Here is a 24,493-nt window from a genome sequence, read left to right as displayed (position 1 = left end):
TTGTCAGCACATCAGTCAGCAGAAGACGCACGTCGTACATCATGGTGTAACCATGCGTTATTAGTTCATTTAACTATTCTGATCGTATAGTATTTGTTTTCACTACCGCTCTGAAGCGGCGGCTTCGCGCGAAAGCGCCGGCTCCGGCGCGGCGGGCTTGGCCGCGGCCGTGCGCGAAGCGCTCGGGCTGGACACGCCCGAGGCGCTGAAGCGCTGGGCCTACGCGCCCGGCCCGGACAAGGCGGCGATCGCCGCGCTGGCCGAGCCGGCCGTCCGCGCCTGCCAGGCGGGAGACCCCGACGCGCGGCGCATCGTCGAAGACGAGGCCGCGCAGCTTGCGGCCACGGCGGCCGGGCTGCTGCGCGGCCGCCCGCGGTTCGCCGAGGGCGACGCGGTACTCGGCGGCTCGCTGTTCGGGCACTCGCCGAGCTTCCGCGAGGCGTTCGCCCGAGCGCTGGCCGCGGAATTCCCGCGGCTGCGGCTGGTCGACGGCGCAGACGGCCGATCGGCCGCCGAAGGCGCCGCGCTGCTGGCGCGGCGAATCTTCGGCTGACGAAGCGCGATTTTATCACACGACGACAAGATACCGATTACGGCTGGAGCAGGCCGCTTGCGGCCCATCCTATACGGCAGAGGAGACTGAACGCTATGGAACATCTACTGGGAAGCTTGACTACCGAGCAGCCGAATCCGAAAACGTCCGATATCGATCAATTGGATTCCGCGTCGATCATGACGCTGATCAACGACGAAGACCGCCTGATCGCCGAACGCCTCCGTCCGCTGATTCCGCAGATCGCGGCGGCGGCCGACCGGGTGGTCGAAGCGTTCGGAAAAGGCGGACGCCTGCTGTACGCGGGAGCCGGCACGAGCGGCCGCATCGGGATTCTGGACGCTTCCGAATGCCCGCCGACGTACGGCACGCCGCCGGAGATGGTGCAAGGCCTGATCGCCGGCGGATTCAAAGCGATCAAAGACCCGGTCGAAGGCGCGGAAGACAGCGAAGCGCTCGGCGCTTCGGACATCGACCAACTGGAGATCGGCGAGCTGGACGTGGTCCTCGGCATCGCCGCGAGCGGGCGCACCCCTTACGTGCTGGGCGCGATGAAACAGGCGATCCGTCGCGGCGCGGCCGTCTTCGGATTGTGCAACAACGCCGGCACGCCGATGGCGCAGCTCGGCGTACCCGTCATCGAAGCGGTCATGGGGCCGGAAGTGGTCATGGGCTCCACGCGGATGAAAGCCGGCACGTCGCAGAAACTTATCCTGAACATGCTGACCACCACCGCCATGATCCGCAGCGGCAAAGTCTACCGCAATCTGATGGTCGACCTGAACCCGTCCAACGAAAAGCTGGTGTTTCGCGCCAAACGGATCGTGGGACTGGCGACCGGGGCGGACGAGGCCACGATCGAGCGGGTCTTCGCCGAAGCGGGCGGCCAAGTCAAGACGGCGATCGTGATGCTGGAAGCGGGCATCGGAGCGGACGAAGCGCGCATACGGCTCGAAGCGGCTCGCGGATTCGTCCATGAAGCGGTTCGCGCGTCTTCCGTCTGACGAGCGCAGCGGGCACGGGCACGCGGCGGCAGCCGCTTTCCGGCCGGAAAGCGCCCGAAGCGGTTCGCATCCTTTTTTCGGATCAAAAAGCAGGCATTCGCAAAAGCGAACGCCTGCTTTTTCGTCTGCGCTCGAGGTATGACCGGCACCTTCGACATAACTGTAAACGATATCCATGCTTCCTACATTTTTTTACATCTATTTCTGCGAATTTTATGTTTTTCGTCCCTTTTTCTTATTGATTTCGCTTAAAAAATCCCATAACGTTACATCATCGGGACTTGTATGCGCAAACGCCGTTTTCAACCGGCCGATGCGGGTTATTCCGGGGAAAGGAAGGCTTTTCTTGAACATTCTCTTCTATAACGACGACGACTTGCAAGATCAGCTGTTCCATGTGAGTCCGCGCCAACGGCGCGTGGCATTCGCCTTGTCGCTTTTTCTGGCTTGCTTTACGTTCGGAGCGTTATTTTTCGCGCGGACGGAGCTTCCCGGCCTTGCCGTCTTTTTTCCGGTGATCAGCGCTTGGGGAGTCATGGGCAGCGCCATCACCGCATTCATTCTGTTCAGTCAGTTTCGGGCTTCGCGCATTCTCCCTCTCCTTCTGCTGGCTTGTACCTTTTTGTTCACCGGCCTGCTCAGTTTATTTTATTTGCTCGCTCTGACGGACATGCTGCCCGCTTCGGGACCGTTCGCGCCCGGATCGCAAACGGCGGTATGGATCTGGTGTTTCTGGCACGCTTCTTTTCCGATCGGCCTGCTCTGCTTCTACGCTTCGATCCGTTTCAAAACGAAGCGGATCTCGCTGGAACGTCTGCCGGTCTATCTAAGCGTCGCGACCGGTTCCGTGCTGCTCGCGGCCGTGTCCCTGCTCCTGTTCGCCGCTTCGGACCGCTTCCTGCCGACCCTGATCGTGAACGGCGATTACGGACGAGTTCTGACTTCGGGGATCGGGCCGGCCATTCTGGGACTTAACGCGGCGGCGTTCCTGCTGTCTCTGTTCCCGTATAAAAAGCGCAGCGTCGTCGAAGTCTGGCTGAGCGTCGCTTCGTTCGCGTTCATGCTCGGCATCGCGCTCAGCTTGACGGCGGGACACCGGTACACGCTGGGCTGGTACGTCTCCCGCGTCGATTCGCTGGTCGCTTCGACGGCCGTGGTGATGGCGATCATCAGCGAAGTCAACAAATTGTTCGTCCGGCTCAGCCGTCAGCACGAACTGTTGGAAGACTCGCAGCGCGCGCTGGAAGAAGCCAACGAGCAGCTCAAAGAATTGGCCGGCGTCGACAGCCTGACCAAGATCGCCAACCGCCGCAAGTTCGACGACGTGCTTCGGCAGGAGTTGAACGCGCCGCAGCGGACCAAAGAACATCTGTCGCTGCTCATGATCGACATCGACTTCTTCAAAGCGTACAACGACAACTACGGCCATCTCGGCGGAGACATGGTGCTGCGCAGCGTCGCGCCACGGCTCGAATCCGAAGCGCTGGCCCATTTCGGCTTCACGGCCCGTTACGGCGGCGAAGAATTCGCGATCATTCTGCCCGGACACAGCGAGCAGGAAGCGGAGCAGATCGCCGAACTGATGATCGAATGCGTCCGTTCTCTCGGCATCGCGCACGGTTATTCGGCCGTTTCCGATCAGATCACCATCAGCATCGGCGGCTGCACGCTGCATCCGGGCGAAAAGTCGACCGCGCACGACCTGATCGGCCGCGCGGACGAAGCACTCTATAAGGCGAAGGCCCAAGGCCGCAATCGTTACGTATTCGCCAGATCGGGGCGTCCCCGACGTCCCGTCTCATGAGCCCGAATTGTTTCTGAATTAAGCGTTCGCGCACGCGGGCGAGGTTACTCCCGAGTAACAAAACGCTTGGTTTTTTCGATTGGAACGCGCAAACAGCCTGCATCCGGCCCTCGGGGGTCGAAGATGCAGGCTGTTTCTCGTTATGCCGCGAAAGCGCGAAATCTTGCGGCAGGCCGCGGACGACGCGGAGCCGGTACGGCCGGCTCGCAGGAAAAAGCGCGAGCTGGGCAACGGGCGGACGCGGCCGGGGCAGGCGCGAACTCGCAAATTGTCGAAGCGATAACATCGCGATAAGGCCGGATGCGGACTCGCACAAAGCCGAGTCGGGAGATCGGCGAAGCGGCAAGCGGCGCGGCCGGGAGCAGGCTCGGAAGTACCGACCGCGTTCGGCTGTCAAAACGCTGATTGGCAAGATCTAAGCCCGGAGGCGGCGAGACCGGGGGGGACGGTCGCGCCGCGCGGGGCTTGGGTAGGCCGGGACGGTCGGAAGTCCCGGCCGGGTTTACGGGCCGAGCACGGCGCTGGCGTACGGCGCGAGCGTCAGCTTCCCGCCCGCGCCGCTTTGCGAGGCCGCCGGATCGGTGCTGCGCACGATCCGGCCGAATTCCGGCGCGGCTTCCGCGGCGGCGGAAGCTTGCAGGTCCAGCTCCAGCGCTTCGCCCGAGAGATTGTGCAGCACCAGCAGGCGCTGCCCGGAGGCTTCGCGGACGAAAGCGACCGCGCGGTCGTCGCCGGGATCGTACGATTCGATCGCGCCGTCACGCAGCGCGGGCAGTTCTTCGCGCCAGCGGATCAGCGTCCGGTAGCGCGACAGCAGCGAATCCGCTTCGCCGGTCTGGGCGGCGACGTCGGCCGCCGCGCCTTCGGACATTGCAGGCGCAGCGGACGCGCCGGGCGCATTGGCGACGAGCGGTTCCCAGCTCGTCTGGCCTTTGTCTTTGCCGGATGCGGCCCAGAGCATCGGCTCGCGGATCTGCTCGTCGGGCTTCGCGCCGAGCATGCCGATCTCTTCGCCGTAATAGATGAAAGGATTGCCCGGCAGCGTCAGCAGCAGGGCAGCCGCGACTTTCATCTTGTTAACGTCGCCGCCGAGCTGCGTCATGACGCGGTCCTGATCGTGATTGGTCAGGAACGCGGCGTCGACGAAGCTGCCGCCCGACGCTTCGCCGAACAGCCGGTAATAGTCCGGCAGGCGCGAGACGGCGCTGCCCGCGCGGCCGTTCTTGACCGCGCCGACCAGCCCTTCGGCCAAGCCGAAATCGAAGCCTGAATCGAACGCTTGGTTCAGGTACGGCGCGACGGCCGCCGGGGAATTCTCCCAGATCTCGCCGACGAGATAGACGTCGGGATTTTTCTCCTGCATGGCCGCTCGGAACTCCTGCCACCAAGCCACGTTCTTCTCCGTCGTCGCCGGGCTGCGGTCGGACGTCGAATCTTCGTAGATATGCTTGGCGGCGTCCAGCCGGTAGCCGTCCAGACCCAGACCGAGCCAATGCTGCCCGACGCGGATCATTTCCTTGCGAACTTCGGGGTTGTCGAAGTTCAGGTCCGGCATGCCGTCCCAGAACGTGCCCATATAATGGCCGCTTCCGGCCGGATGCCACGGATTGCCGCTGCCCGCGGCGCTCTGACCGACCGGCTGCTTGCCTTGATCTTCAGCCCAGACGTACCAGTCCCGATGCTTCGCTTCTCGGCCGGAAGCCGAATCTTCGAACCACGGATGGTCTTTGCCGGTATGATTGACGACCAGATCCATAATGACCTTGATCCCGCGTTTATGCGCTTCTTCGATCAGACGGCGCAGGTCTTCTTCCGTGCCGTAATCCGGATTCACGCGGTCGTAATCCGTCACGTCGTAGCCGTGATAGCTCGGCGATTCCAGAATCGGCATCAGCCAGATGCCGCCGACGCCCAGATCGTCGGTCGTCGACGGATCGCCGTCGTTGAGGTAATCCAGTTTCTCGGTCAGTCCTTTCAAGTCGCCGATGCCGTCGCCGTTCGAATCGTAGAACGAACGGACGAACACTTCGTAATAGACGGTGCCGGGCTGCTCGTCGAGCTTGTCGGCGGCGGCTTGAGCGTCTGCCGCCGCTTTTCCGTTTTCCGAAGTCTCGCCCTGCTTGCCGGCACTAGCCGAATCCGCATCCTTGCCCGACTCGCCGGGTACTTTGGCAGCGTCTTTGCTGGTCTCCGCACCCGAAGGCGCGGAAGCCGGATCGGCCGTGCCGCCGTCCGAACAGCCGGAGACCAGCGCGGTCAGCAGCAGCGCGGAAGCAAGCAGAGGCAGGGAACGGCGCGTCGCTTTCCGGCCGACCGTCCAACGCGAGCCGATCGGCGCGGCCGCTTCGGTCAGCGCGGTTCGCCCGGCCGTTCGAAGCGAACTCTGCGCTTCTTCCCGATCGGTCATCTCAAGCGCCGCAGTCAGCTCGGCGTCAGCCGCGCGATACCTACGCACCGCTTGCCGACCGAACGCCGCCGTCCCTTCCCCGTCTTCCTTTTTCCCCGAAAATCGAATTCCGAGGTCCCTGCTCATCCCTTCGTCGCTCCGGCCGTCAGTCCTTGCACCAAGAAACGCTGCAAGAACATGTACAGGATCGCGATCGGAATCGCCACCAGCACCGAACCGGCCGCGAACAAGGTGAATTCCGTGCTCGAATACGTGTTGACCATCTCGTACAGTCCGACCGCCAGCGTCCAGTTCTCGCGCGAACGCAGGATCAGACGGGCGAAGATAAAGTCGACCCACGCGCCGGTAAAAGTCGTCAACGCGATATACGTGATAATCGGGCGCGACAGCGGCAGGATGATCGAGGTAAAGATCTTCCAATGCCCCGCCCCGTCGAGCAGCGCCGATTCTTCCAGCGCCCGCGGAATGGTGTCGAAGAAGCCTTTCGCCACGAACATGCCGAGCGCGGCTCCCGCCGTATACACGAGCACGAGCGCCCACGGGGAATCGAGCAGGTTGAGCTGAAGCAGCATCAGGTAGATCGCGATCATGCTCATGAAGCCCGGGAACATGCCGAGGATCAGCACGGTGGTCATGGCGGTCTGGCGTCCTTTGAACCGGAAACGCGACATGGCGTACGCCGTCAATACCTGAATGATCGTGCCGAGCACCATGCTGGTGACGGCGATCTTCAGCGTGTTCCAATACCATTTGAGATACGGCAGGTCTTTGTCGGAATGCTGGACGAACAAATCCCGATAATGATCGAGCGTCAGTTGGCGCGGAACGAAGGTCTCGCTGTACAGCGAATCGCCGACTTTGAGCGACGACATCACGATCCAGATCGCCGGGTAAACGGACGCGATCGCGATCAGCCCGAGCAGGATATAACTGAGCGTAAGTTTGACTTTTTTCTTGCTCTTCATTGGATCATATCCTCCTCTTTGAACGACCGGCTCTTCCGGTAGTTATAGATCGAGAACGAGGCGATAATGATGAATATGATGATGCCGACGGCCGACGCGAAGTTGTAGCGCTGGTTGTCGAGCGTCAATTTGTACAGCCACGTGACGAGGAGATCGGTGCTGCCCGCAAACGAATATTCGCCGTTGGCCGGCTGCCCGCCCGTCAGCAGGTAGATCACGTTGAAGTTGTTGATGTTGCCCGCGAACTGCATGATCAGGACCGGCGTCGTCTGGAACAGCACGAACGGCAGCGTGATCGAGCGGAATTTGTGGAACGAACTGGCGCCGTCGATATCGGCCGCTTCGTACAGATCGCGCGGGATCGAAGTCAGCACGCCGAGCACGAGGATCATCGAGACCGGAATCCCGATCCACATATTGACCATGAGCACGGTGACTTTGGCCCAGAACGGATCGTTCAGCCACGGCAGGCCGCCCAGCCCCATCCAGCGCAAGTATTGGTTGATCGGGCCGAACTGGTCGTTGAGCAGGTTCTTCATGACGAGCAGCGAGATGAACTGCGGGATCGCGTAAGGAATGATGAACACGGTCCGCCAGAACGTCTTGAAGCGGATGCCCTGCTGCTCGATCAACAGCGCGACGAAGATGCCGCCGAAATAAGTCGTGATCGTCGCCAGCACCGCCCAGATGATCGTCCAAGTCAGAACGCCGAAGAAGGTGCGGCTCCACGCTTTGAGCGTCAGCAGGTTCTTGAACGTATCGAATCCGACCCAGTCCACCAAGTTTTTCGGCGGGATATGATCGGGCGCGGCATAGTTCGTAAAAGCGATCAGGATCATGAACAGGATCGGCAGCACCGTGAAGAACAGCACCCCGATCGTCGGCAGCGACAGCAGCACGTACGGGAAGCCTTTGTCCGAAGCGTAGCGCAGCGTGCCGCGGAAGTCCGGCGCCGGTTTGCCCTGCTCGCGCAGGCGTCCGACCGTGTACGCGTCGCGTACGTTCAGCACGTAGAAGGTCACGAACAATGCGAGGAACAAGAACGCCACCAAGCCGTAAATCATGATAAAAATCGAATGGTCGCCCGGCACGTTTTTGTACAAGCGGCCGACTTTCTCCAGATGCGCCGGCGTGTCGCCGAGCGTGATCAGGCCCATCAGATTCGTGAACAAACGGGTAACGATAAAATAAACGCCGAGCGCTTCCGCCAGCAGGAACAGCAGTCCTTTGACGATCTGCCGATTGTAGAGCTGGCCCAGCCCCATGCACAGCACGGACAGCCAAGCCGCGGCGCGCGCATGCGTGCCTCCCGCGCCGTCGGTCCGCTGCGGAAGGGCGGCACTTTTGGATTGATTCATCTGAACTCCGTCCTTTCTCCGCCGAAAATCCGGCAGACCACCGCACGCTCCGCTTACAGCGGGCATGCGGTGGTCTTCAGCCGGTCGGCGCGATGCGTCGAATTATTGCCCGGTCGTGATATTGCTCTTCATTTGGTTGACCATATTGTCCATCGCGGCTTTCGGATCTTGTTTATCGTTCCAGATGCCGGAGATCGCCGCTTCCATCGGAGACCAATACTGCGCGATCGCCGGGATGGACGGCATCGGCACGGAGTTCTCGAACTGTTTCAGGAACATCGCGGACAGCGGATCTTTTTTGACCGCGTCGGATTCGGCCGCTTCTTTGTTGGACGGCAGGTAGCCGGTCATCTCGAAGTTCTTCTGTTGGCTTTCCGCCGAAGAAGCAAAGTGTGCCCACAGCTTGGCTGCATTTGGATATTTCGTATAAGCGCTCACATAGTAAGATTTCACGCCGGAGAACGGGGTCATGTCTTTGCCGTTCGGCAGTTTCGGATACAGGCCGACCGCCAAGTTCGGGGTCGATTCTTTGAGCGAAGCGATATCCCACGGACCGCTGATGTTCATCGCGAGCTTCTTGTCGGCGAACAGCGATTTCTTGATGTCGCCGTTGATGTCTGACGTCTTAAGCGGCAGGATGTCGTGCAGGCCTTGCAGGAACGTCGCTGCTTCTACGCCCTGCTCGTTGTTCAGGCCGATATCGGTCGGGTCGGTGCCGTCTTTGCCGAAGATGTACGAACCGTAACCGCCGAAGAACGGGAAGGCGTAGTAGCCGTTCGCCACTTCCCACATGATGGCGTATTTGTTGGCTGCCGCGTCGTTGAACGTTTTGGCGAACGATTTGACGCCTTCCCAGTCCGCAGGCACTTCTTTGATCAGGTCTTTATTGTAGAAAACGGCCGTGGTCTCGACGGATTTCGGATAACCGTACAAGATGCCGTCGTAAGTCAGCGCGTTAACCGCCAGTTCGCTGTTGTCCGCGCGCGTTTCTTCTTCGAACCAGTCGTTCGGCATCAGGATGCCGGCTGCTTGGCCTTGTCCGACTTGGTCGTGCATGCCGACGAATACGTCCGCGCCCACGCCCGCCGGGCCGTCGGTGACCATCTGGGTCATCGCTTTGTCCGAGCCGACTTCGCTGAATTCGACTTTGACGCCGAACTCTTTCTCGAAAGCGGCCGCGCGGTCTTCGATAAAGGCTTTCTGGTCGCCGCTGTCCCAGACTTTCAGCGTCGCGCCTTCTTCCGGCAGCAGTTCTTCGTCTTCCGCAGGCTGCGCCGCCGCATCGTCCGTCTTGCCGCTGTCCGTCGCGGCCGGCTTATCCGTGGTCGCGGCCGAATTGTTTGCCGTCGAAGCGCCTCCGCCTCCGCAAGCCGTTACCATCAGCGCCAGAATCAGCGCAGCGATCAAAAACCCCCATTTTCTCGTACCTCGCATCGTTGCTGCCACCTTCCTGTTTGTTGTTCGGCGCGTAAGCGCCCAGCCACACCGACGTACCCGACTGGAAAGAAGAACGGAATCCACTTCGTTCACAATTTGTGCAAACGTTTGTTTTTCAGAGCGCGACAAATGACCGTTTTTTGCTTATATACGCGGATTTCTGGACGTTTTCGCTTCTGACCGCTTTCTTCTTTCCGATTTTCAAGGCTTATCCGCTTTGGGGTAAGCGCTTTATCCTCACACATCATAGCCGATGAATCGGTTTTGTTAAAACGTTTGCACAAACGATATTCCGTCTCTTTCGTCGCTTTCTTGCTTTGTTTCTGACGCATGCTCGTTTTCTCTCCCGCTTGCTCGTTTTCTTAAAGGTACGCATGGAAAATATTGCAATTCGCTGAAAAACCTCTTTCCTGCGCTTCAAACGTCTCTGTCGCGGTTTTTAATTTGCAGGCGCTCATTTACAAGGCAGGTCGTTTGAATTAACATGAAGGCACAACCGGCGCGCCGCTCGCTTCTGCACAGCGCGCCGGGCGCCGCAAAAAGGAGGCTGCACATGTCCGTTACCATCAAGGACGTCGCCAGGAGAGCGGGCGTTTCTCCGTCTACCGTGTCCCGGGTCCTCTCCAACCATCCGCGCATCAGCGCCGCCACGGCGCGCAAAGTGCGGGAGATCATGGACGAAATGGGTTACCACCCGAACATGATGGCGAAAAGCCTCGTCTCCAAAACGACCAAAAGCATCTGCGTCATTCTGCCGAAACCGGCGGAAGAGTTATTCCTGAACTTGTTCTTCATGGAGCTGATCCGCGGGATCGTCGCCCAAGCGGCGCGGTCCGGCTACGACGTGCTGATCAGTTCCGGCGCGAGCGAAGCGGAAGAAGTCGAAGCCGTCGCCCGCCTCGTGAACGGCCGGCGCGTCGACGGCGCGGTGCTGCTGTATTCGCGCAAAGACGATCCGGTCGTCGAGTTTCTGCAGGAGCGGAAGTTTCCGTTCGTGCTCGTCGGCCGCAGCGAACGCCATCCGGACATTCTGTCGGTCGATACCGACAACGTCCAAGCCGCTTACGACGCGGCTCGCCATCTGATCTCGCTCGGCCACGAACGGATCGGCTTCGTCGGCGGGCCGCCGAACATGGTCGTGTCGATCGACCGCATGAACGGCTATCGCAAAGCGCTCGAAGAAGCGGGCCTTCCGCTGCGGCGCGACTGGATCGTCGAAGGCGAATTCCTGCAGGACAGCGGTTATCGGGCCATGTCCATGCTGATGAGCCTGCCCGAGCGGCCGAGCGGCATGCTGGTGGTCGACGACTTCGTCACGTTCGGCGTCATTCGCGGGCTGAACGAACTCGGTTACCGGATCCCGCAGGATCTGAGCATCGTCAGCTTCAACAACTTGGCGCTCGCGGAACTGTCCAGCCCGCCGATCAGCAGCGTCGATATCGGCAGCTATCAGCTCGGCTACACGGCTTCGCAGACGTTGATCCGCGCGGTCGAGACTTCGTCCGAAGAGCGCGAGCCTGTCCGCCATATCATTCCGCATCGCCTGATCGTGCGCGAGTCTTCGATGTACGCGCCGATCCGCAAGTCTTGAACCGGTTGCACATCCGGCCGGGAAACGCCGCTTGCTTGCTGGAGAAGCGCGTTTCCCGGTTCGGTTTTATCCTATAGTTCAAACGTTTGCACTAATGCTTTGACCGTTAGTGTCGACAAGCTACTCACAGGGATTCGTTCTTGCGGCGCCGCCCGAGTTCTTCGTCCCTCACCACCCGACAAGGAGAGATCAAGCATGAAACCGTATCTCAAAGTGAACGAATGGCGCATTATCGAAGAAGGCTTCGACCCGGCACGCAACGAGGTTTCGGAAAGCGTGTTCAGCATCGGCAACGGTTATATGGGGCAGCGGGCGAATTTCGAAGAGGCGTACAGCGGCCCTTCGCTGCAAGGCAGCTATATGGCGGGCGTCTATTACCCGGACAAAACGCGCGTCGGCTGGTGGAAAAACGGCTATCCGGAATACTTCGCCAAAGTGCTGAACTCGGTCAACTGGATCGGCATCGACGTCGAAATCGACGGCACGGCGCTGGATCTGTCGAACTGCGAAGTCGAAGATTTCAAGCGCACGCTCAATATGCAAGAAGGCACGCTGAGCCGCAGTCTGACGGCCAAACTGCCTAGCGGCGCGCGCGTTCGCGTCGAATCACTGCGCTTCGTCAGCGTGCCGTTCAAAGAGATCGGCGCGATCCGTTACGCGGTCACGCCGCTGGACGCTCCGGCGCAGCTCAAGCTGACCCCTTATCTCGACGCGGACGTCGTGAACAAAGACTCCAACTACGAAGAAAAATTCTGGGACGGTCTGTCGCAGGACGCCGCGGTCGATCGCGCCAGCGTCGAAGTCCGCACCAAGAAGCTCGATTTCCGCGTCGCTTCGCATATGGTCTACGAACTGGCCGCGACGGGCGACGAAGACCAAGAGTTCCACGTGGAAGCGGAAACGCACAAGCGCGACAAGTTCGCCGGAATCACGCTGTCGCTGCGCGCCGAAGCGGATCAGACGATCACGCTCTACAAATACGTCGCCAACGTCACTTCCCGCGATCACGAGCCGGAAACGCTGACGGGCAAAGCGCGGGAATTCGCGGAAGAAGCGCTGGAACGCGGGTTCGACGCGCTGCTCGACGCGCAGCGCGAAGCGTGGGCCGAGAAATGGCGCGACGGCGATATCGTGATCGAAGGCGACGAGAAAGCGCAGCAGGCGATCCGGTTCAACATTTTCCAACTGCATCAGACGTACACGGGCGAAGACGACCGGCTGAATATCGGACCGAAAGGCTTCACGGGCGAAAAATACGGCGGCAGCACCTACTGGGATACCGAAGCGTACTGCCTCCCGTTCTATCTGAGCACCGCGGATCAGCACGTGGCCCGCAATCTGCTGATCTATCGCTACAAACATCTGCAAAAAGCAAAAGAAAACGCGGCCAAACTGGGCTTCTCCAAAGGCGCGCTGTACCCGATGGTCACCATGAACGGCGAAGAATGCCATAACGAATGGGAGATCACGTTCGAAGAGATCCACCGCAACGGCGCGATTGCTTACGCGATCTACAACTACGTCGAATACACGGGCGATTCCGCTTATCTCGGTGAATACGGCTTCGAAGTGCTGGCGGAACTGTCGCGTTTCTGGGAAGAACGCGTGACGTATTCCGAACGCCGCGGCGCTTACCAGATTCTCGGCGTGACCGGTCCGAACGAGTACGAGAACAACGTCAACAACAACTGGTACACGAACCGCATGGCGGCTTGGACGCTGGAATACACGCTGCAAGTGGCGGAGCGACTGCGGGCGGAGCAGCCGGAAACGTTCGCGGACGTCGAGCACCGGATCGGGCTGAGCGAGAACGAATTGAGCAAATGGGCCGATATCTCGGCGCGGATGCTGCTGGCCGCGGACGAGGAAACCGGCATCTTCCTGCAGCAGGACGGCTTCCTCGACAAAGAAATCCTGCCGGTGGCGCATCTGGATCGCGTACACCTGCCGCTCAACCAGAACTGGTCGTGGGACCGCATCCTGCGTTCGTGCTACATCAAGCAGGCGGACGTGCTGCAAGGGCTGTTCTTCCTCGGCGACCGTTACGATCTCGAGACCAAACGCCGGAACTTCGATTTCTACGAGCCGATCACCGTGCACGAATCGTCGCTGTCGCCTTGCGTGCACGCGATTCTCGCGGCCGAGCTCGGCTACACGGACAAAGCGTACGAGATGTATCTGCGCACGTCGCGGCTCGATCTCGACAACTATAACAACGATACGGAAGACGGCTGCCACACGACCAGCATGGCCGGAACGTGGATGTCCGTCGTGCAAGGCTTCGGCGGTCTGCGCGTCCGCGAAGGACGCTTGGTGCTGAACCCGTTCAGCCCGGACAGCTGGACGTCGCTGTCGTTCAAAGTCGGCTTCCGCGGCGCGCGCCTGGAAGTCAAAGTGTCCGGCGGCAAGGCGACCGTCGTGAACGAAGGCCCGGAAGCGGCGGCGCTGACGCTCTACGGCCGCGAGATCGAGCTCGCCGCCGGCGAGAGCGTCTCCGGCGAACGCGAGCCGCAGGCCGGCGCGCCGGCGTAAGAGGCGGCGAGCGCGGCCTGCGCGCAGACGGAAGGCAAGGCAATGATGCGGGGAAAGCCCCTGCGACGAGAGCAAAGCGGGACGTTGAACGGCGTGCCGGAACCGTCGCCGCAGAGGTAAAAGCGGCGTAATTGCAGGGTAGAACGAGCGGCGTCGTCAAGCAGCGGCCGGCTCGTCATGAAAGCGAAACAGCGTCTTCCTTTTGCGGAAGGCGCTGTTTGGCATGCTGCTTTCGACGTCGCTCTTTGCGGCGTGAGCGGAAGCCGCGCAACTTGATGCGGCCCGACGCAGCTTCGGATCTAACGGATCGTAGATCTCTTAGAACCGCAAATCCGGCCTTTTTCCGACGCTAACGGATCGTAGATTCGTTAGACACTCCAACTGCCCCTTTTTCGTTCAAAAATCGCGCCATTTTTCTTCTAAGCGTCATCTGAATCCGTTAGAATTCGGAAACGTCGCAAAAATCGCTCTAAGCGTCATCTCGATCCGTTAGCGTCGCTGAAATCGGTCCGGCTCGCCGATCTCCGCGATTGTTCTTCGCTTCTTCGTTTCTTCGTTTCTTCGCTTCATTTCCGCTTTCCCACAGACTTCGCGCTCCCGCTCCTTGTGCCGTTTCTTGATCCCCGCACGACATCGCCTGCCGCTGTACCTGCCGCATTTCCCGAATGGCTCGCCGAATCCGCCCAAGCGGAATCCGCCAGCCGATACGTTCGATACCGTTGTTTCTCCTCGGCCGCAACCAGTCGATGCCGCTCCACTAGCGATCGAACGGTCAATCGCGCATGCCGATCGCTCACGCGCAGATGTTCGGCAAGCTCTCCCGCGGCAAAAGGGGCCAGACGCCGACGCGCATACCTCATCGTCTCTTCTTCCAGCCAGTTGAGCCCGTCCGACGCCGCATCCGAGAGAAACCGTCCCGCAAAAGCAAGCACCAACTGGCGGCAGCGCTCGGGTTCCTCGACGATCGACAAATAAGCGACCGGAAGCAGCGTCCAACCGTCGAGGCTGAGCAGGCTGTGCCGCCAACACAGGTCTTTGAAACGCCGGGTGTCCAGATCGCGAGCATGCGAACCGTACCCCTGAATCTCGATCGCGCCTTTGGCCCCGCCGGGCCGGTAAGCCAGATCGATATACCGATATCCGCCATGGTAATCGCGTACCTCCCATTCCGCGTGCAGATCGTCCAGATTGCCGATGGCCGGAAACCAGATCTGCCGCATGAATTCTATTGTCCCGTGCCCGAGTCCGCGTTTTAACAGCTCCGATCGGCGTACGTTCGACTCCGTCTGAATCTGCCCGTCCAACCATTTTCCATAAGCCTGCTCGAAATTCTCCGCCATCTGCTTCTCTCCTTTACTTCTTTCGGCGTAAACAACGCAAAAAGCCGCCTCGGATACTCCCGTATCCAAGGCGGCGCGTGCTTCGCGTCCGTATAAATCAAGTGTACCTCGCGAACAAACGGCGAAGCAAGCAGAAGCGGGCTTCCGGCACCTCTTTTCCGTCCATGCCTCTTCCTTCCATCCTTACCCATCCCATACATAAAATATTCAATACAGTAAAATGAAAGTCATTGAAAATCCACCCTACATTTTGCATGAAAACTGGTTGATGTCTGCACGTTTGGAGTAATAAGTGAATGAAAAACTTTTATGCGCGAAAGGAAAATCCCGCCGTTCTTCGACTTTGTCACCGGTTGATTCGGGACAAAATCCGGCATCTTTCCTTTGCCATTCCGAGGCGGTGTGCTTAAAATTTGAGAAGAAGACGAGGTCTTGCATGCGACAGTCAGTACCGAGGCAAATCGTCTCCTCCCTGTTCCCGGGGAAATGATACCGTTTTCAAAAAAGAGGGGTTCGAAAAGGAGGTATCCACGTGGACAAACCGACCGGACGACTGCTGCCGATTGTGAAGCGACTTCTCGTTTCAAAGGGAGAGTTCGTTACGGTACGGGATCTGTCGGACGAATTGGATGTCAGCGAACGAACGGTCAAACGCGAACTTCCCGGCGTGGAAAGCTGGCTCTCGGCAAGAGAAGCGAGATTGATCCGCAAACCGGGAGCCGGAGTCAAACTGGATGCCGCGCCGAAGAAGTTGGACGCTCTTATAGAAGAACTCAACGCCGCGGGTTCGGTCAGAGAAGATTACAGCAAGGACGAAAGGCATTACTTTTTGATCAGCGAACTGCTGCTCGCGGCCGAGCCCGTGAAGTCTTACAGCTTCGCGTCGCAGTTCAAAGTCACCGAAAGCACGCTCAGCACCGACCTCGACCGGGCGGAACAATGGCTTAAGCCTTTCGGCCTCCGCCTGATCCGCAAGCCCGGATACGGCGTCTACGTCGAAGGCAGCGAGACCGCGATCCGCTCCGCGTTGATCCAACTGGTCTACGAGAGCGTGGCCGAAGATCAGGTGGCCGAGCTGCTGAACGCTTCCGGCGGTCAAGCGGCGGCCGATCCCACGAGGATCCGCTCGCATATTCGCAGCCGCCTGCTGAACCTGATCGACGAAGGCGCGGCCGAGCAGCTTCAGCGGATGGTCGAAGAGCTGGAAGACAGCCTCGACTTGAAGCTGACCGATATGGCCTACATCGGGCTGGCGGTGCATCTGGCGCTTGCGATCCAACGCATCCGCGCCGGACAGCGCATCGCCATCGACGCCCGGGTGCTGGACGGTCTGCGCGGCTTAAGCGAGTTCGAACAAGCCCGAAGGCTCGCGGCTCGTTTGGAAGAGATGCTGGGCATCGAGATTCCCGAAGACGAAGTCGGCTATATCACGATGCACCTCAAAGGCGCGGAGACGCGGCTGGACCGGGACAACGACAACTATTACGACTACGTCAGTTTCGAGCTTGTCCGGTTGGCCCGCAATATGCTGAAAGCCGCGGAAGCCGAATTCGGCTACGAATTGAAAGGCAGCAGCAAGCTGTTCGCCGGATTCGTCCACCATCTCGGCCCCGCCGTCGAACGGCTGCGGCTGGGGCTGGATATCCGCAATCCGCTGCTCGCGCAGATTCGCGAACAATATGCGGACGTGTTCTCTATTGCGGCGAACTGCTCGAAGTTTCTCGCCGATTACGTACAACGCGAGGTGCCGGAATCGGAAATCGGTTACATCGCGATGCACCTCGGCGCGATGAGCGAATACGCCCGAGCCGAACGCCCTTCGCCGAAAGTGCTGATCGCCTGCGCGAGCGGCATGGGCACTTCCGGACTGCTGATGGCGCGGGTCCGCAAAGAGTTCCCTTCGTTCAACCTCATCGGCCTCGCTTCCGCTTCGGAAGCCGCCGAGAACCGGGAAGCGGACTTCATCATCTCGACCGTGGACGTGGAGACGGACATTCCGCTCGTTCGGGTGTCGGTGCTGCTCTCTTACCCGGACATCGAACAGATTCGGCGGTTCGTAAACGCACAGCAGCGAGGTTTCGGCAAAAAGAAAAAGCGGACGGCCGCTCAAGGTCAAGGCGATCTCGTCGGCACGTTGGAAGAACATCATCAGACGCTTCAAGGGATTCTGGATCTCGTAAAAAACGTCGATATCGACAGCGAACTGCTTTCGCGAAACGTCGGCGAGCTGATCGGCGCGATCTCGAAGCGTTTTACCGGAAATGCCGAAGACGCCGCCGTGCTCGAACGCGAACTGCACGAACGCGAACGGCTCGGCGAGACCGTCTTGTCGCAGGACGGATTGATCCTGCTGCACTGCCGGTCGCAGGTGATCGACCGGCTGATGCTCGGCGTCTTCCGCTTTCCGGACGGCCTCGCCGCCGAATCGGAAGACAAGCCGCTGCTGCTCAGAGCGGCGCTGCTCCTGCTGGCTCCCAAGTCCAGCAGCAAGCATTACCTCCAAGCCGCCGGCGAGATCAGCAAATCGCTGATCGACCGACCCGGCTTCGCCGCGAGACTCTCTTCCCTTGAGCCCGAGCGGCTTCGGGGCGAGATCGCGGACATGATGAGAGAGTTATACGCAAGAAAAATAGAACAATACACATTGGAGGTTGAACAATTATGAGCAGCATCTCGACGCCGGCCAAGTCCGGCGGCGCAAGACAGGGCGTGCAGAAATTTGGACGTTTCCTGAGCGCGATGGTCATGCCGAATATCGGCGCGTTTATCGCGTGGGGCCTGTTGACCGCGCTCTTCATCCCGACCGGCTGGTGGCCGAACGAAGCGATCGCGACGATGATCGGTCCGATGATCACTTACCTGCTGCCGCTCTTGATCGCGTACAGCGGCGGTAAAATGCTCGCCGATCACCGCGGCGGCGTTATCGCGGCGATCGCCACGATGGGCGTCATCGTCGGCGCGGGCGACGTGAAGATGTTTATCGGCGCGATGATCATGGGCCCTCTGGCCGGTTGGATCATCAAGCAGTTCGACCGTTCCGTGGAAGGCAAGATCCCGGCCGGTTTCGAAATGTTGGTCAATAACTTCTCGCTCGGCATCATCGGCGCCGCGCTGGCGGTCGGCGGTTACTACGGTATCGGGCCGCTGGTCGGCGGCTTTACGAACATCTTGGAATCCGGCGTGCAAACGATCGTAAACTGGGGCGTCCTGCCGCTCGTCTCGATCTTCGTCGAACCGGGCAAAATCCTGTTCCTGAACAACGCCATCAACCACGGCATCTTCAGCCCGCTGGGCCTTGAAGAATCGCAGCGTCTCGGCAAATCGATCTTCTTCCTGATCGAAGCCAACCCGGGTCCGGGTCTGGGCGTTCTGCTCGCGTATTGGGTATTCGCCAAAGGTTCGATCAAGAGCTCCGCTCCGGGCGCGATCATCATTCATTTCTTGGGCGGTATCCATGAAATCTACTTCCCTTACGTCCTGATGAGACCGGTTCTGATTCTCTCCGTCATCTTGGGCGGCATGGCCGGCGTATTCACGTTCACTCTGACAGGCGCAGGCCTCGTGTCCGCCGCTTCTCCGGGCAGTATCATCGCATTGATGCTCGTATCGCCGAAAGGCGGACAGCTTGCGGTTCTCGCCGGCGTAGCCGCAGCCGCAATCGTGTCGTTCTTGGTATCGGCGGTCTTCCTCCGCAACTACAAAGCGGACGACGAAGATCTCGCTAAAGCCCGCGAAGCTTCGCAGGCGATGAAAGGCAGCAAAACGGGCGCAGCCGGCTCCGCCGCAGGCACGAACGTACGCGTAAACGGCAAAGTCGAAAAAATCGTCTTCGCTTGCGACGCCGGCATGGGTTCGAGCGCGATGGGCGCATCGTCTTTCCGCAAGAAAGTCAAAGCGGCAGGATTGCCGATCAACGTCACGAACACAGCGATCGAGAACATCCCTTCGGATGCCGATATCGTCGTGACGCAGCAAAACCTGACAGACCGCGCCAGAGCGAAAGCTCCGAACGCGCATCACGTTTCGATCGACAACTTTATCAACAATCCGGTCTACGAAGACCTGATCGAAGAATTGAAAGCTTCGCAAGCCGGAGGTTCGCCTGCGGAACGCAACACGACCGCAACGCCTGAAGCGCAGTGGGATATCGACAACGCGCTGGACAAAGCCGCGCCGGGCTTCGATTCGTCGAACATCCTGCGCAAAGAAAACATCCGCCTCGGCCTGCCGAGCGTCAGCAAAGAAGAAGCGATCCGCGAAGCGGGACGCATGCTCTCCGCCGCCGGTTATGTTAAACCGGGTTACGTGGACGCCATGATCGAACGCGAAGGCGTAGCTTCGACTTACATCGGCAACGGCGTGGCGATTCCTCACGGCGTAGGCACGGCGAAGAACGAGATCGAGAATTCGGGCATCGTGGTGCTGCAGTATCCGAACGGCGTCGAATTCGAAGGCGGCACGGCTTATCTGGTCATCGGCATTGCCGGCGCGCGCGGCGAACATTTGAAGATTCTGACGAAGATCGCGGAAGCGATCGAAGACGAATCGACGGTGCAGCGTTTGGCGCAAACGCGCAGCGTGGACGACGTCTATAACGTTCTGAGCGTACAGCCGGAGTAATATCGGCCTTAGACAGATGAATAGGGAAAGGAAAGAACCCCTCTTTCCTTTCCCTTTCACGCGTTTATTCGTAAATCTCCACTTAAATGTGTGGCGGATCATGATTTTACAGTTCGATGCGTTTAATGGTAGATGAGGCTTGGTGTTCTCTGATTCGATCTTCTGTAATTTTATCTTACTCTGCTCGTTCGCGGCGGCCTGTCCGCCGAACGAGCCATTCCTTATAGCGGAGGTCCTTTATCATGTCCAAAAAAGCGATTCAATTCGGTGCCGGCAATATCGGTCGCGGTTTTATCGGAGCATTGCTCGTCGAAGCAGGTTACGAGCTGGTCTTCGCCGACGTCAACGAAGCGATGATCAACGAACTGAACGAAAAGCACGGATACACCATCCATATTCTTGACCTCGACAAACGCGAGATTCCGGTAACCGGCGTGTCCGGCGTACTGTCCAGCAGCCCCGAGCTGTCGCAGCATATCATCGAAGCCGAGATCATCACGACGGCCGTCGGCCCGAACGTCCTTAAATTTATCGCGGTCAACATCGCGGCGGGTCTGGAAGAACGCGCCAAGTCCGGCTCCGGTTTCTTGAACATCATCGCCTGCGAAAACATGGTGGGCGCAAGCTCGCATCTCAAGGAACAAGTGTACGCGCATCTGTCCGATGAAGCCAAAGCTTACGCGGACGAGCATGTCGGCTTCCCGAACTGCTCCGTCGACCGCATCGTGCCGCCGTTCAAAGGCGACAACCTGCTCGACGTAGGCGTGGAATCGTTCTACGAATGGATCGTCGAAGAACCGGCGTTCAAAGGCGGCGTGCCGACGATCGAAGGCATGAAGCTGACCGACACGCTGGTCGCTTACGTGCAGCGCAAGCTGTACACCCTCAACACGGGCCACGCGATCACGGCTTACCTCGGCTACCTCAAAGGCCTGCCGACCGTCGACAAAGCGATCGAAGACGAATCCGTTCGTACGGTCGTACGCGGCGCGATGGAAGAAAGCGGAGCGGCGCTGGTCAAAGAGCACGGCTTCGACGCGGGCGAACATGCCAAATACATCGATAAGATCGAGAAACGTTTCCGCAATCCGTACCTGAACGACGATGTCAGCCGCGTCGGCCGCGAACCGCTGCGCAAACTGGGCCCGAACGACCGTCTGAGCGGTCCGGCCCGTATGGCGCTGGGTCTTGATCTGCCGATCGACAACCTGCTGACCGGCATCGCCGCCGCTCTGCACTACGACAACCCGGAAGACAAGCAGTCCGTCGAGCTTCAAGCCTCCATTCAGGAAAAAGGCCTCGAAGCCGCTATCGCCGAAGCGACCGGCTTCACCGAAGACAGCGGGGAAAACGCGAAGATCGCGGATGCTTACGAGTCGTTGAAGAACTAAGCGAGGATTGTCCAACGGTTTGCTCAAAAAAAGACCTATTCATGAATCCCTTCATGGATAGGTCTTTTTCATATTCAGCCAGAAGATTAGCCGTTTGCCTGCCGAAGCTGCACGTTGGATTCCATACGGATCACGTGGTCGAAATGACTTAAAAATTCATCGTAAATCTCGTGGGTCACATAAATCAGCGTTTTGTTCTTTTGCCGCAGCAACTCTTGATAGATACAGCGCCTGTTCTCCAGATCGATCGCCGAAAAGGATTCGTCCATTAGAACGATCGGCTTATCCTGAAGAATCTGTCTACAGAATCTTACGATCTGCTGCTCCCCTCCGCTTAGATTTTGACAGTCCGAGCTGGTCTTGATCTTATGGAAAATAGAGCTTGCTCCGAAAATGCGATGCAGGCGCTGCTCGTCGAACGGGTAAGTCCCGAATAACGTCACGTTTTCTTGAAAGCTCTCGGCAAAAATATGTTCATTTTGACCGTTCAAGGTGATGAGCGATTGGGCGTGAATATTTTTCAGGTTCGCTCCGTCCAGATCTACGCTTCCCTCGTAATCGGTAATCAATCCCCCTATGATGCCAAGCAGAGTCGATTTGCCTGTACCGCTCTCTCCGGTAATGACATACTTTTTGCCGATCGCGAATTCGTAGTTGAATGTCGCTGCTGCATGGCTCCGATGCGCGGTCACGTTCCGAAGACGAATCGAACCCTGTGCAGCGTCCATTTCTTCCAGCGCTTGCGTTTGTTTAGCCAGCACTTGTTCGATTTCCGCCTTGATGTTGCCGACAGAATGAATCGCGTTCACATCGTATAAAATCTCTCGAACCGGTTCAACAAAGCTCTGCGTATATGCGAAGCAGGCTACCGCTATGCCGATCGAAAACTGTCCGTTCAACAGCAGAATCCCGACCATGATGAAGACCGCAATATCAACGAGAGTAATCGCGCTGCCTGACAGCACAATGGACATGACCTTCGCTTTGCCATACTTCATTCGGCTTGCTGATAAGGTGTCCACGACTCTGGCATTTTCTCGATTGAAACTTGTTCGTGTCTTCCTGTTCATCAAGGTGAAACCCGTTAATAAATCTTTCACTTTGTCCGTGTATATCCCTGCTTTTTTCATATAGGCCTTATTAGCTGACGATAAACGGCTTCTCATTATTCTGGGGGTACATACCGTGAGAACGGATAAGGCGAACAAGACGGCAAAAAAAGAAAAGTTGACGACATGAATGATGACGACCGCGTACACGACAATAGAAATCGTGGACTTGATCAGAGCTTTCAACGGCGTTAAATAATTTTGCTCCAGCATGGTAATATCATTGCTTAATTTGGATAAATACTCGCCTACTCGATGTTGACTGAACTCGCCATAGCTGAATTCGCTGATTTTCCAGAAATACTTTTTCTTAAGCGTATTCTCGAATCAAATAGCACTCTGCCAACTGTAGATCTGCGAGATATAACTAGAAAAGATATGTCCTCCCCATAGCAATGTCACACAGACCGCCAGACGCAAAATGTCCCAGACGCCGAAGTGCGTAATCCCGTCAATCAGAATCTTATTCAAATATGGGATGCTGGCTAAACATATCGTGCCTAATAACTCGCTGACAATTTCAAAGGCTATCGGTTTTTTGAGGCTCAACAGGATATTTCTCATAAGTATCCTCCATTGCTACTTATGTTAGCATGCTCAATCCTTTTTCTTCCTGCCAAAAAATGAATAATCCGTGAGCAAGCTAATCGCCCCGCACGTCGCCCACGATCCGTCATCTACACAAAAAGAAAAGCAAGCGGAATTCCGATGGGAATCCAGCTTGCTTTTAAATAAGCTTATCAACGTTTATTGGCCGCCCGCGAAACGCACGTCGATCACGACCAACTCCGACCGCGAATTCGTACGCAGTGGAAGGCCCCAGAAGCCGTAGCCGGACGTCACGATCGAATCCATCTTGCCTTCTCGCAGATAACCCCAGTCGTTCTCGTAGATCCGGTTCGTGATAAAGTTCGCCGGGAAGATCTGGCCGCGGTGCGTATGCCCGGATACTTCCAGATCGATGCCCGCTTGCGCCGCCAGATCGAGATCGTACGGCTGGTGATCCAGCAAAATGAGCGGCGACGCCGGGTTCGCTTCCGCGACCAGTTGAGCTACCGACATACGAGCGGGATCGGTGCGGTCTTTGCGCCCGATCAACGTCACCGGCAGACCTTCGCTGACGACATCGTCGTACAGCACGTTCATCCCGCTGTCTTCCAGCGTCCGGATCAGCGTCGTATCGCCCGCTTCCAGCCGGTCGTGATTGCCGAGCGAAGCATAGACCGGAGTCTGGATCCCGCGCAGAATCTCCGGAATGCCCTGTTTGACGTACTGCACGATATCGTCGTCCACCAGATCGCCGGGGAACAGCACCAGATCCGGCTGCTGCGCGTTGATCATGCGAACGAGCCGCTTGGCGTGGGAAGGACCGGACAGCGCGCCGAAATGCAGGTCCGTCGCCATGACGATCTTCATTTTTTGGCGTCCGTCCAGCGCCGGCTTGTCGATCGTGATCGAATACTCGCGGACCACGGGGCTGTAAGCATTATGGATGCCGACTCCGCCTACCGCCAGCGTAAGCACGGCTGCGATGATCGTCATGCTCTGCGTCAATCGGCGGCGGTCGATCCGCTTGATCAGACGCAGCAGTAGCACGGCGAGATTCGTCGCGGGCAGAATAAGCACCATCAGGTAAGCGAACGACAGCCAGACGCCGCCGACCCAATGCGCCCATGCGTATTCGCTGAAGATGAAGCGGAAAGCCATCGACCACGCCGCGAGCAGCAGCACCGCCGACAACGCGAACAACCAACGTTTCCCAAGATTCGGCCGGAACGCTTTGATCCCTTTCCACAGATTCCAGCCTATATAGTAGAGAAAAGCATGATACACGAGCAGCGAAATGATGATGCGGATAACCAAACCTCATGCTCCTCTCCGGCACCGTTTGCGTTTCGATGCGCCGCAAACGTTTTTCTTTCCATTATACGAAGCCGGCGAACTAGAAGTCGAGCGAAGGGCCGTTCCTGACACGTTAAAGTTCCGATTCTCTCCCTATTCCGCAGACGCCGTTTGCTCGCTTTTTCTATTCGCCGCCGACTTTTCTCCGCAAACTTTGCTCCTTAAGCAGCCGCTGCGATTTCGTCCGCACGGAATCCGATCAACGTTTGGTTTCTAACGGATCGAGGTGACGCTTAGCGGGCATTTGGAGCGGTTTTGAAATTTTAACGGATCCAGATTACGCTTAGAATCAAAACAGACGGTTTTTGAGCCGAAAAGGAGGAGAATCGAACGGCTAAAGAATCTATGATCCGTTAGAATCTCCACAAGGGTCGTTTGGCGGTTCTAAGGAATCGACGATCCGTTAGCGAAGCTGCTTCCTTCCTACGGCTACGGAAACGGGGTTCTCTCGGAGTCGGCTCGCCGCTCTCGCCTACGTGA

17 protein-coding genes and 1 pseudogene are annotated in these 24,493 nt (G+C 58.3%); 8 read left to right on the top strand and 10 right to left on the bottom strand.

The genetic code is table 11. The features are described from left to right. The first annotated feature begins 157 nt into the window (after positions 1 to 157). From CDO73_RS07895 to CDO73_RS07885, 3 genes are all read left to right on the top strand, one after another. Complete coding sequence (locus tag CDO73_RS07895; RefSeq protein ID WP_088487975.1) at positions 158 to 553, top strand: hypothetical protein; 396 nt, start codon at positions 158 to 160, stop codon at positions 551 to 553. Between the two features lie 95 nt (positions 554 to 648). After that, a complete protein-coding gene (murQ, locus tag CDO73_RS07890) occupies positions 649 to 1,557 on the top strand; it encodes an N-acetylmuramic acid 6-phosphate etherase (RefSeq protein ID WP_088487974.1) in 909 nt (302 codons plus the stop codon). Between the two features lie 346 nt (positions 1,558 to 1,903). Next, positions 1,904 to 3,361: a sensor domain-containing diguanylate cyclase gene (locus CDO73_RS07885; RefSeq protein WP_179218619.1), complete on the top strand. Its 1,458-nt coding sequence runs from the start codon at positions 1,904 to 1,906 to the stop codon at positions 3,359 to 3,361. Between the two features lie 502 nt (positions 3,362 to 3,863). On the opposite strand, the gene CDO73_RS07880 is transcribed toward CDO73_RS07885, so the two are convergent. The 5 genes from CDO73_RS07880 to CDO73_RS07860 form a co-directional block, all read right to left on the bottom strand. Next, positions 3,864 to 5,894, bottom strand: a complete 2,031-nt coding sequence (locus CDO73_RS07880) for an alpha-amylase family glycosyl hydrolase (protein ID WP_256972610.1) — start codon at positions 5,892 to 5,894, stop codon at positions 3,864 to 3,866. Continuing rightward, positions 5,891 to 6,733 carry a sugar ABC transporter permease gene (locus CDO73_RS07875; RefSeq protein ID WP_088487972.1) on the bottom strand — a complete coding sequence of 281 codons (843 nt, stop codon included), beginning with the start codon at positions 6,731 to 6,733 and terminating at the stop codon, positions 5,891 to 5,893. Before CDO73_RS07875 ends, CDO73_RS07880 begins: the two co-directional genes overlap by 4 nt. Beyond that, positions 6,730 to 8,091, bottom strand: coding sequence for a sugar ABC transporter permease (locus CDO73_RS07870; protein WP_088487971.1), 1,362 nt, complete (start codon positions 8,089 to 8,091; stop codon positions 6,730 to 6,732). Before CDO73_RS07870 ends, CDO73_RS07875 begins: the two co-directional genes overlap by 4 nt. A gap of 102 nt (positions 8,092 to 8,193) precedes the next feature. Then, the gene (locus CDO73_RS07865) at positions 8,194 to 9,525 is read right to left on the bottom strand and encodes a sugar ABC transporter substrate-binding protein (protein WP_088487970.1); all 1,332 of its coding nucleotides are present in this window, start codon (positions 9,523 to 9,525) and stop codon (positions 8,194 to 8,196) included. A 92-nt stretch (positions 9,526 to 9,617) separates the two neighbouring features. Then, complete coding sequence (locus CDO73_RS07860; RefSeq protein WP_088487969.1) at positions 9,618 to 9,860, bottom strand: hypothetical protein; 243 nt, start codon at positions 9,858 to 9,860, stop codon at positions 9,618 to 9,620. 152 nt (positions 9,861 to 10,012) lie between these two features. On the opposite strand from CDO73_RS07860, the gene CDO73_RS07855 reads away from it, so the two are divergent. Continuing rightward, positions 10,013 to 11,119, top strand: a complete 1,107-nt coding sequence (locus CDO73_RS07855; RefSeq protein WP_256972608.1) for a LacI family DNA-binding transcriptional regulator — start codon at positions 10,013 to 10,015, stop codon at positions 11,117 to 11,119. A 195-nt stretch (positions 11,120 to 11,314) separates the two neighbouring features. After that, positions 11,315 to 13,651: a glycoside hydrolase family 65 protein gene (locus CDO73_RS07850; RefSeq protein WP_088487967.1), complete on the top strand. Its 2,337-nt coding sequence runs from the start codon at positions 11,315 to 11,317 to the stop codon at positions 13,649 to 13,651. Between the two features lie 566 nt (positions 13,652 to 14,217). Here the strand turns inward: CDO73_RS07850 and CDO73_RS07845 are convergent. After that, a complete protein-coding gene (locus CDO73_RS07845; protein WP_306437512.1) occupies positions 14,218 to 14,991 on the bottom strand; it encodes a transcriptional regulator in 774 nt (257 codons plus the stop codon). Between the two features lie 532 nt (positions 14,992 to 15,523). Between CDO73_RS07845 and CDO73_RS07840 the strand changes: the two genes are divergently transcribed. From CDO73_RS07840 to CDO73_RS07830, 3 genes are all read left to right on the top strand, one after another. Continuing rightward, the gene (locus CDO73_RS07840) at positions 15,524 to 17,656 is read left to right on the top strand and encodes a BglG family transcription antiterminator (RefSeq protein WP_088487966.1); all 2,133 of its coding nucleotides are present in this window, start codon (positions 15,524 to 15,526) and stop codon (positions 17,654 to 17,656) included. After that, a complete protein-coding gene (locus CDO73_RS07835; protein ID WP_088487965.1) occupies positions 17,653 to 19,611 on the top strand; it encodes a PTS mannitol transporter subunit IICBA in 1,959 nt (652 codons plus the stop codon). The genes CDO73_RS07840 and CDO73_RS07835 overlap by 4 nt, the downstream gene beginning before the upstream one ends. A gap of 242 nt (positions 19,612 to 19,853) precedes the next feature. After that, on the top strand, positions 19,854 to 21,002 hold the full coding sequence (locus CDO73_RS07830; protein WP_088487964.1) for a mannitol-1-phosphate 5-dehydrogenase: 1,149 nt from the start codon (positions 19,854 to 19,856) through the stop codon (positions 21,000 to 21,002). A gap of 86 nt (positions 21,003 to 21,088) precedes the next feature. Here the strand turns inward: CDO73_RS07830 and CDO73_RS27170 are convergent, their stop codons facing one another. The 4 genes and pseudogenes from CDO73_RS27170 to CDO73_RS07815 form a co-directional block, all read right to left on the bottom strand. Continuing rightward, positions 21,089 to 21,730 carry an ATP-binding cassette domain-containing protein gene (locus CDO73_RS27170; RefSeq protein ID WP_256972612.1) on the bottom strand — a complete coding sequence of 214 codons (642 nt, stop codon included), beginning with the start codon at positions 21,728 to 21,730 and terminating at the stop codon, positions 21,089 to 21,091. Between the two features lie 114 nt (positions 21,731 to 21,844). Then, a pseudogene (locus CDO73_RS27165) lies at positions 21,845 to 22,420 on the bottom strand (ABC transporter transmembrane domain-containing protein); the annotation flags it as partial. 18 nt (positions 22,421 to 22,438) lie between these two features. Continuing rightward, positions 22,439 to 22,675, bottom strand: a complete 237-nt coding sequence (locus tag CDO73_RS07820; RefSeq protein ID WP_088487962.1) for a hypothetical protein — start codon at positions 22,673 to 22,675, stop codon at positions 22,439 to 22,441. Positions 22,676 to 22,858: 183 nt separating this feature from the next. Further along, the gene (locus CDO73_RS07815) at positions 22,859 to 23,974 is read right to left on the bottom strand and encodes a metallophosphoesterase (RefSeq protein ID WP_088487961.1); all 1,116 of its coding nucleotides are present in this window, start codon (positions 23,972 to 23,974) and stop codon (positions 22,859 to 22,861) included. Between the last annotated feature and the right edge of the window lie 519 nt (positions 23,975 to 24,493).

This window comes from Saccharibacillus sp. O23 (assembly GCF_002205895.1).
In the GTDB taxonomy this organism is placed as follows: Bacteria; Bacillota; Bacilli; order Paenibacillales; family Paenibacillaceae; genus Saccharibacillus.
Note: the sequence above shows the minus strand (reverse complement) of the source record. Positions and strands in the feature narration are given on the sequence as shown.

Excerpts from the sequence above, each read along its gene's own strand:
- murQ (WP_088487974.1), top strand. The coding sequence starts at position 649 with ATGGAACATCTACTGGGAAGCTTGACTACCGAGCAGCCGAATCCGAAA.
- CDO73_RS07830 (WP_088487964.1), top strand. The coding sequence starts at position 19,854 with ATGTCCAAAAAAGCGATTCAATTCGGTGCCGGCAATATCGGTCGCGGT.
- CDO73_RS07865 (WP_088487970.1), bottom strand. The coding sequence starts at position 9,525 with ATGCGAGGTACGAGAAAATGGGGGTTTTTGATCGCTGCGCTGATTCTG.
- CDO73_RS07875 (WP_088487972.1), bottom strand. The coding sequence starts at position 6,733 with ATGAAGAGCAAGAAAAAAGTCAAACTTACGCTCAGTTATATCCTGCTC.
- CDO73_RS07820 (WP_088487962.1), bottom strand. The coding sequence starts at position 22,675 with ATGAGAAATATCCTGTTGAGCCTCAAAAAACCGATAGCCTTTGAAATT.
- CDO73_RS07870 (WP_088487971.1), bottom strand. The coding sequence starts at position 8,091 with ATGAATCAATCCAAAAGTGCCGCCCTTCCGCAGCGGACCGACGGCGCG.
- CDO73_RS07850 (WP_088487967.1), top strand. The coding sequence starts at position 11,315 with ATGAAACCGTATCTCAAAGTGAACGAATGGCGCATTATCGAAGAAGGC.
- CDO73_RS07880 (WP_256972610.1), bottom strand. The coding sequence starts at position 5,894 with ATGAGCAGGGACCTCGGAATTCGATTTTCGGGGAAAAAGGAAGACGGG.
- CDO73_RS07845 (WP_306437512.1), bottom strand. The coding sequence starts at position 14,991 with ATGGCGGAGAATTTCGAGCAGGCTTATGGAAAATGGTTGGACGGGCAG.
- CDO73_RS27170 (WP_256972612.1), bottom strand. The coding sequence starts at position 21,730 with ATGGACGCTGCACAGGGTTCGATTCGTCTTCGGAACGTGACCGCGCAT.
- CDO73_RS07855 (WP_256972608.1), top strand. The coding sequence starts at position 10,013 with ATGAAGGCACAACCGGCGCGCCGCTCGCTTCTGCACAGCGCGCCGGGC.
- CDO73_RS07860 (WP_088487969.1), bottom strand. The coding sequence starts at position 9,860 with ATGCGTCAGAAACAAAGCAAGAAAGCGACGAAAGAGACGGAATATCGT.
- CDO73_RS07835 (WP_088487965.1), top strand. The coding sequence starts at position 17,653 with ATGAGCAGCATCTCGACGCCGGCCAAGTCCGGCGGCGCAAGACAGGGC.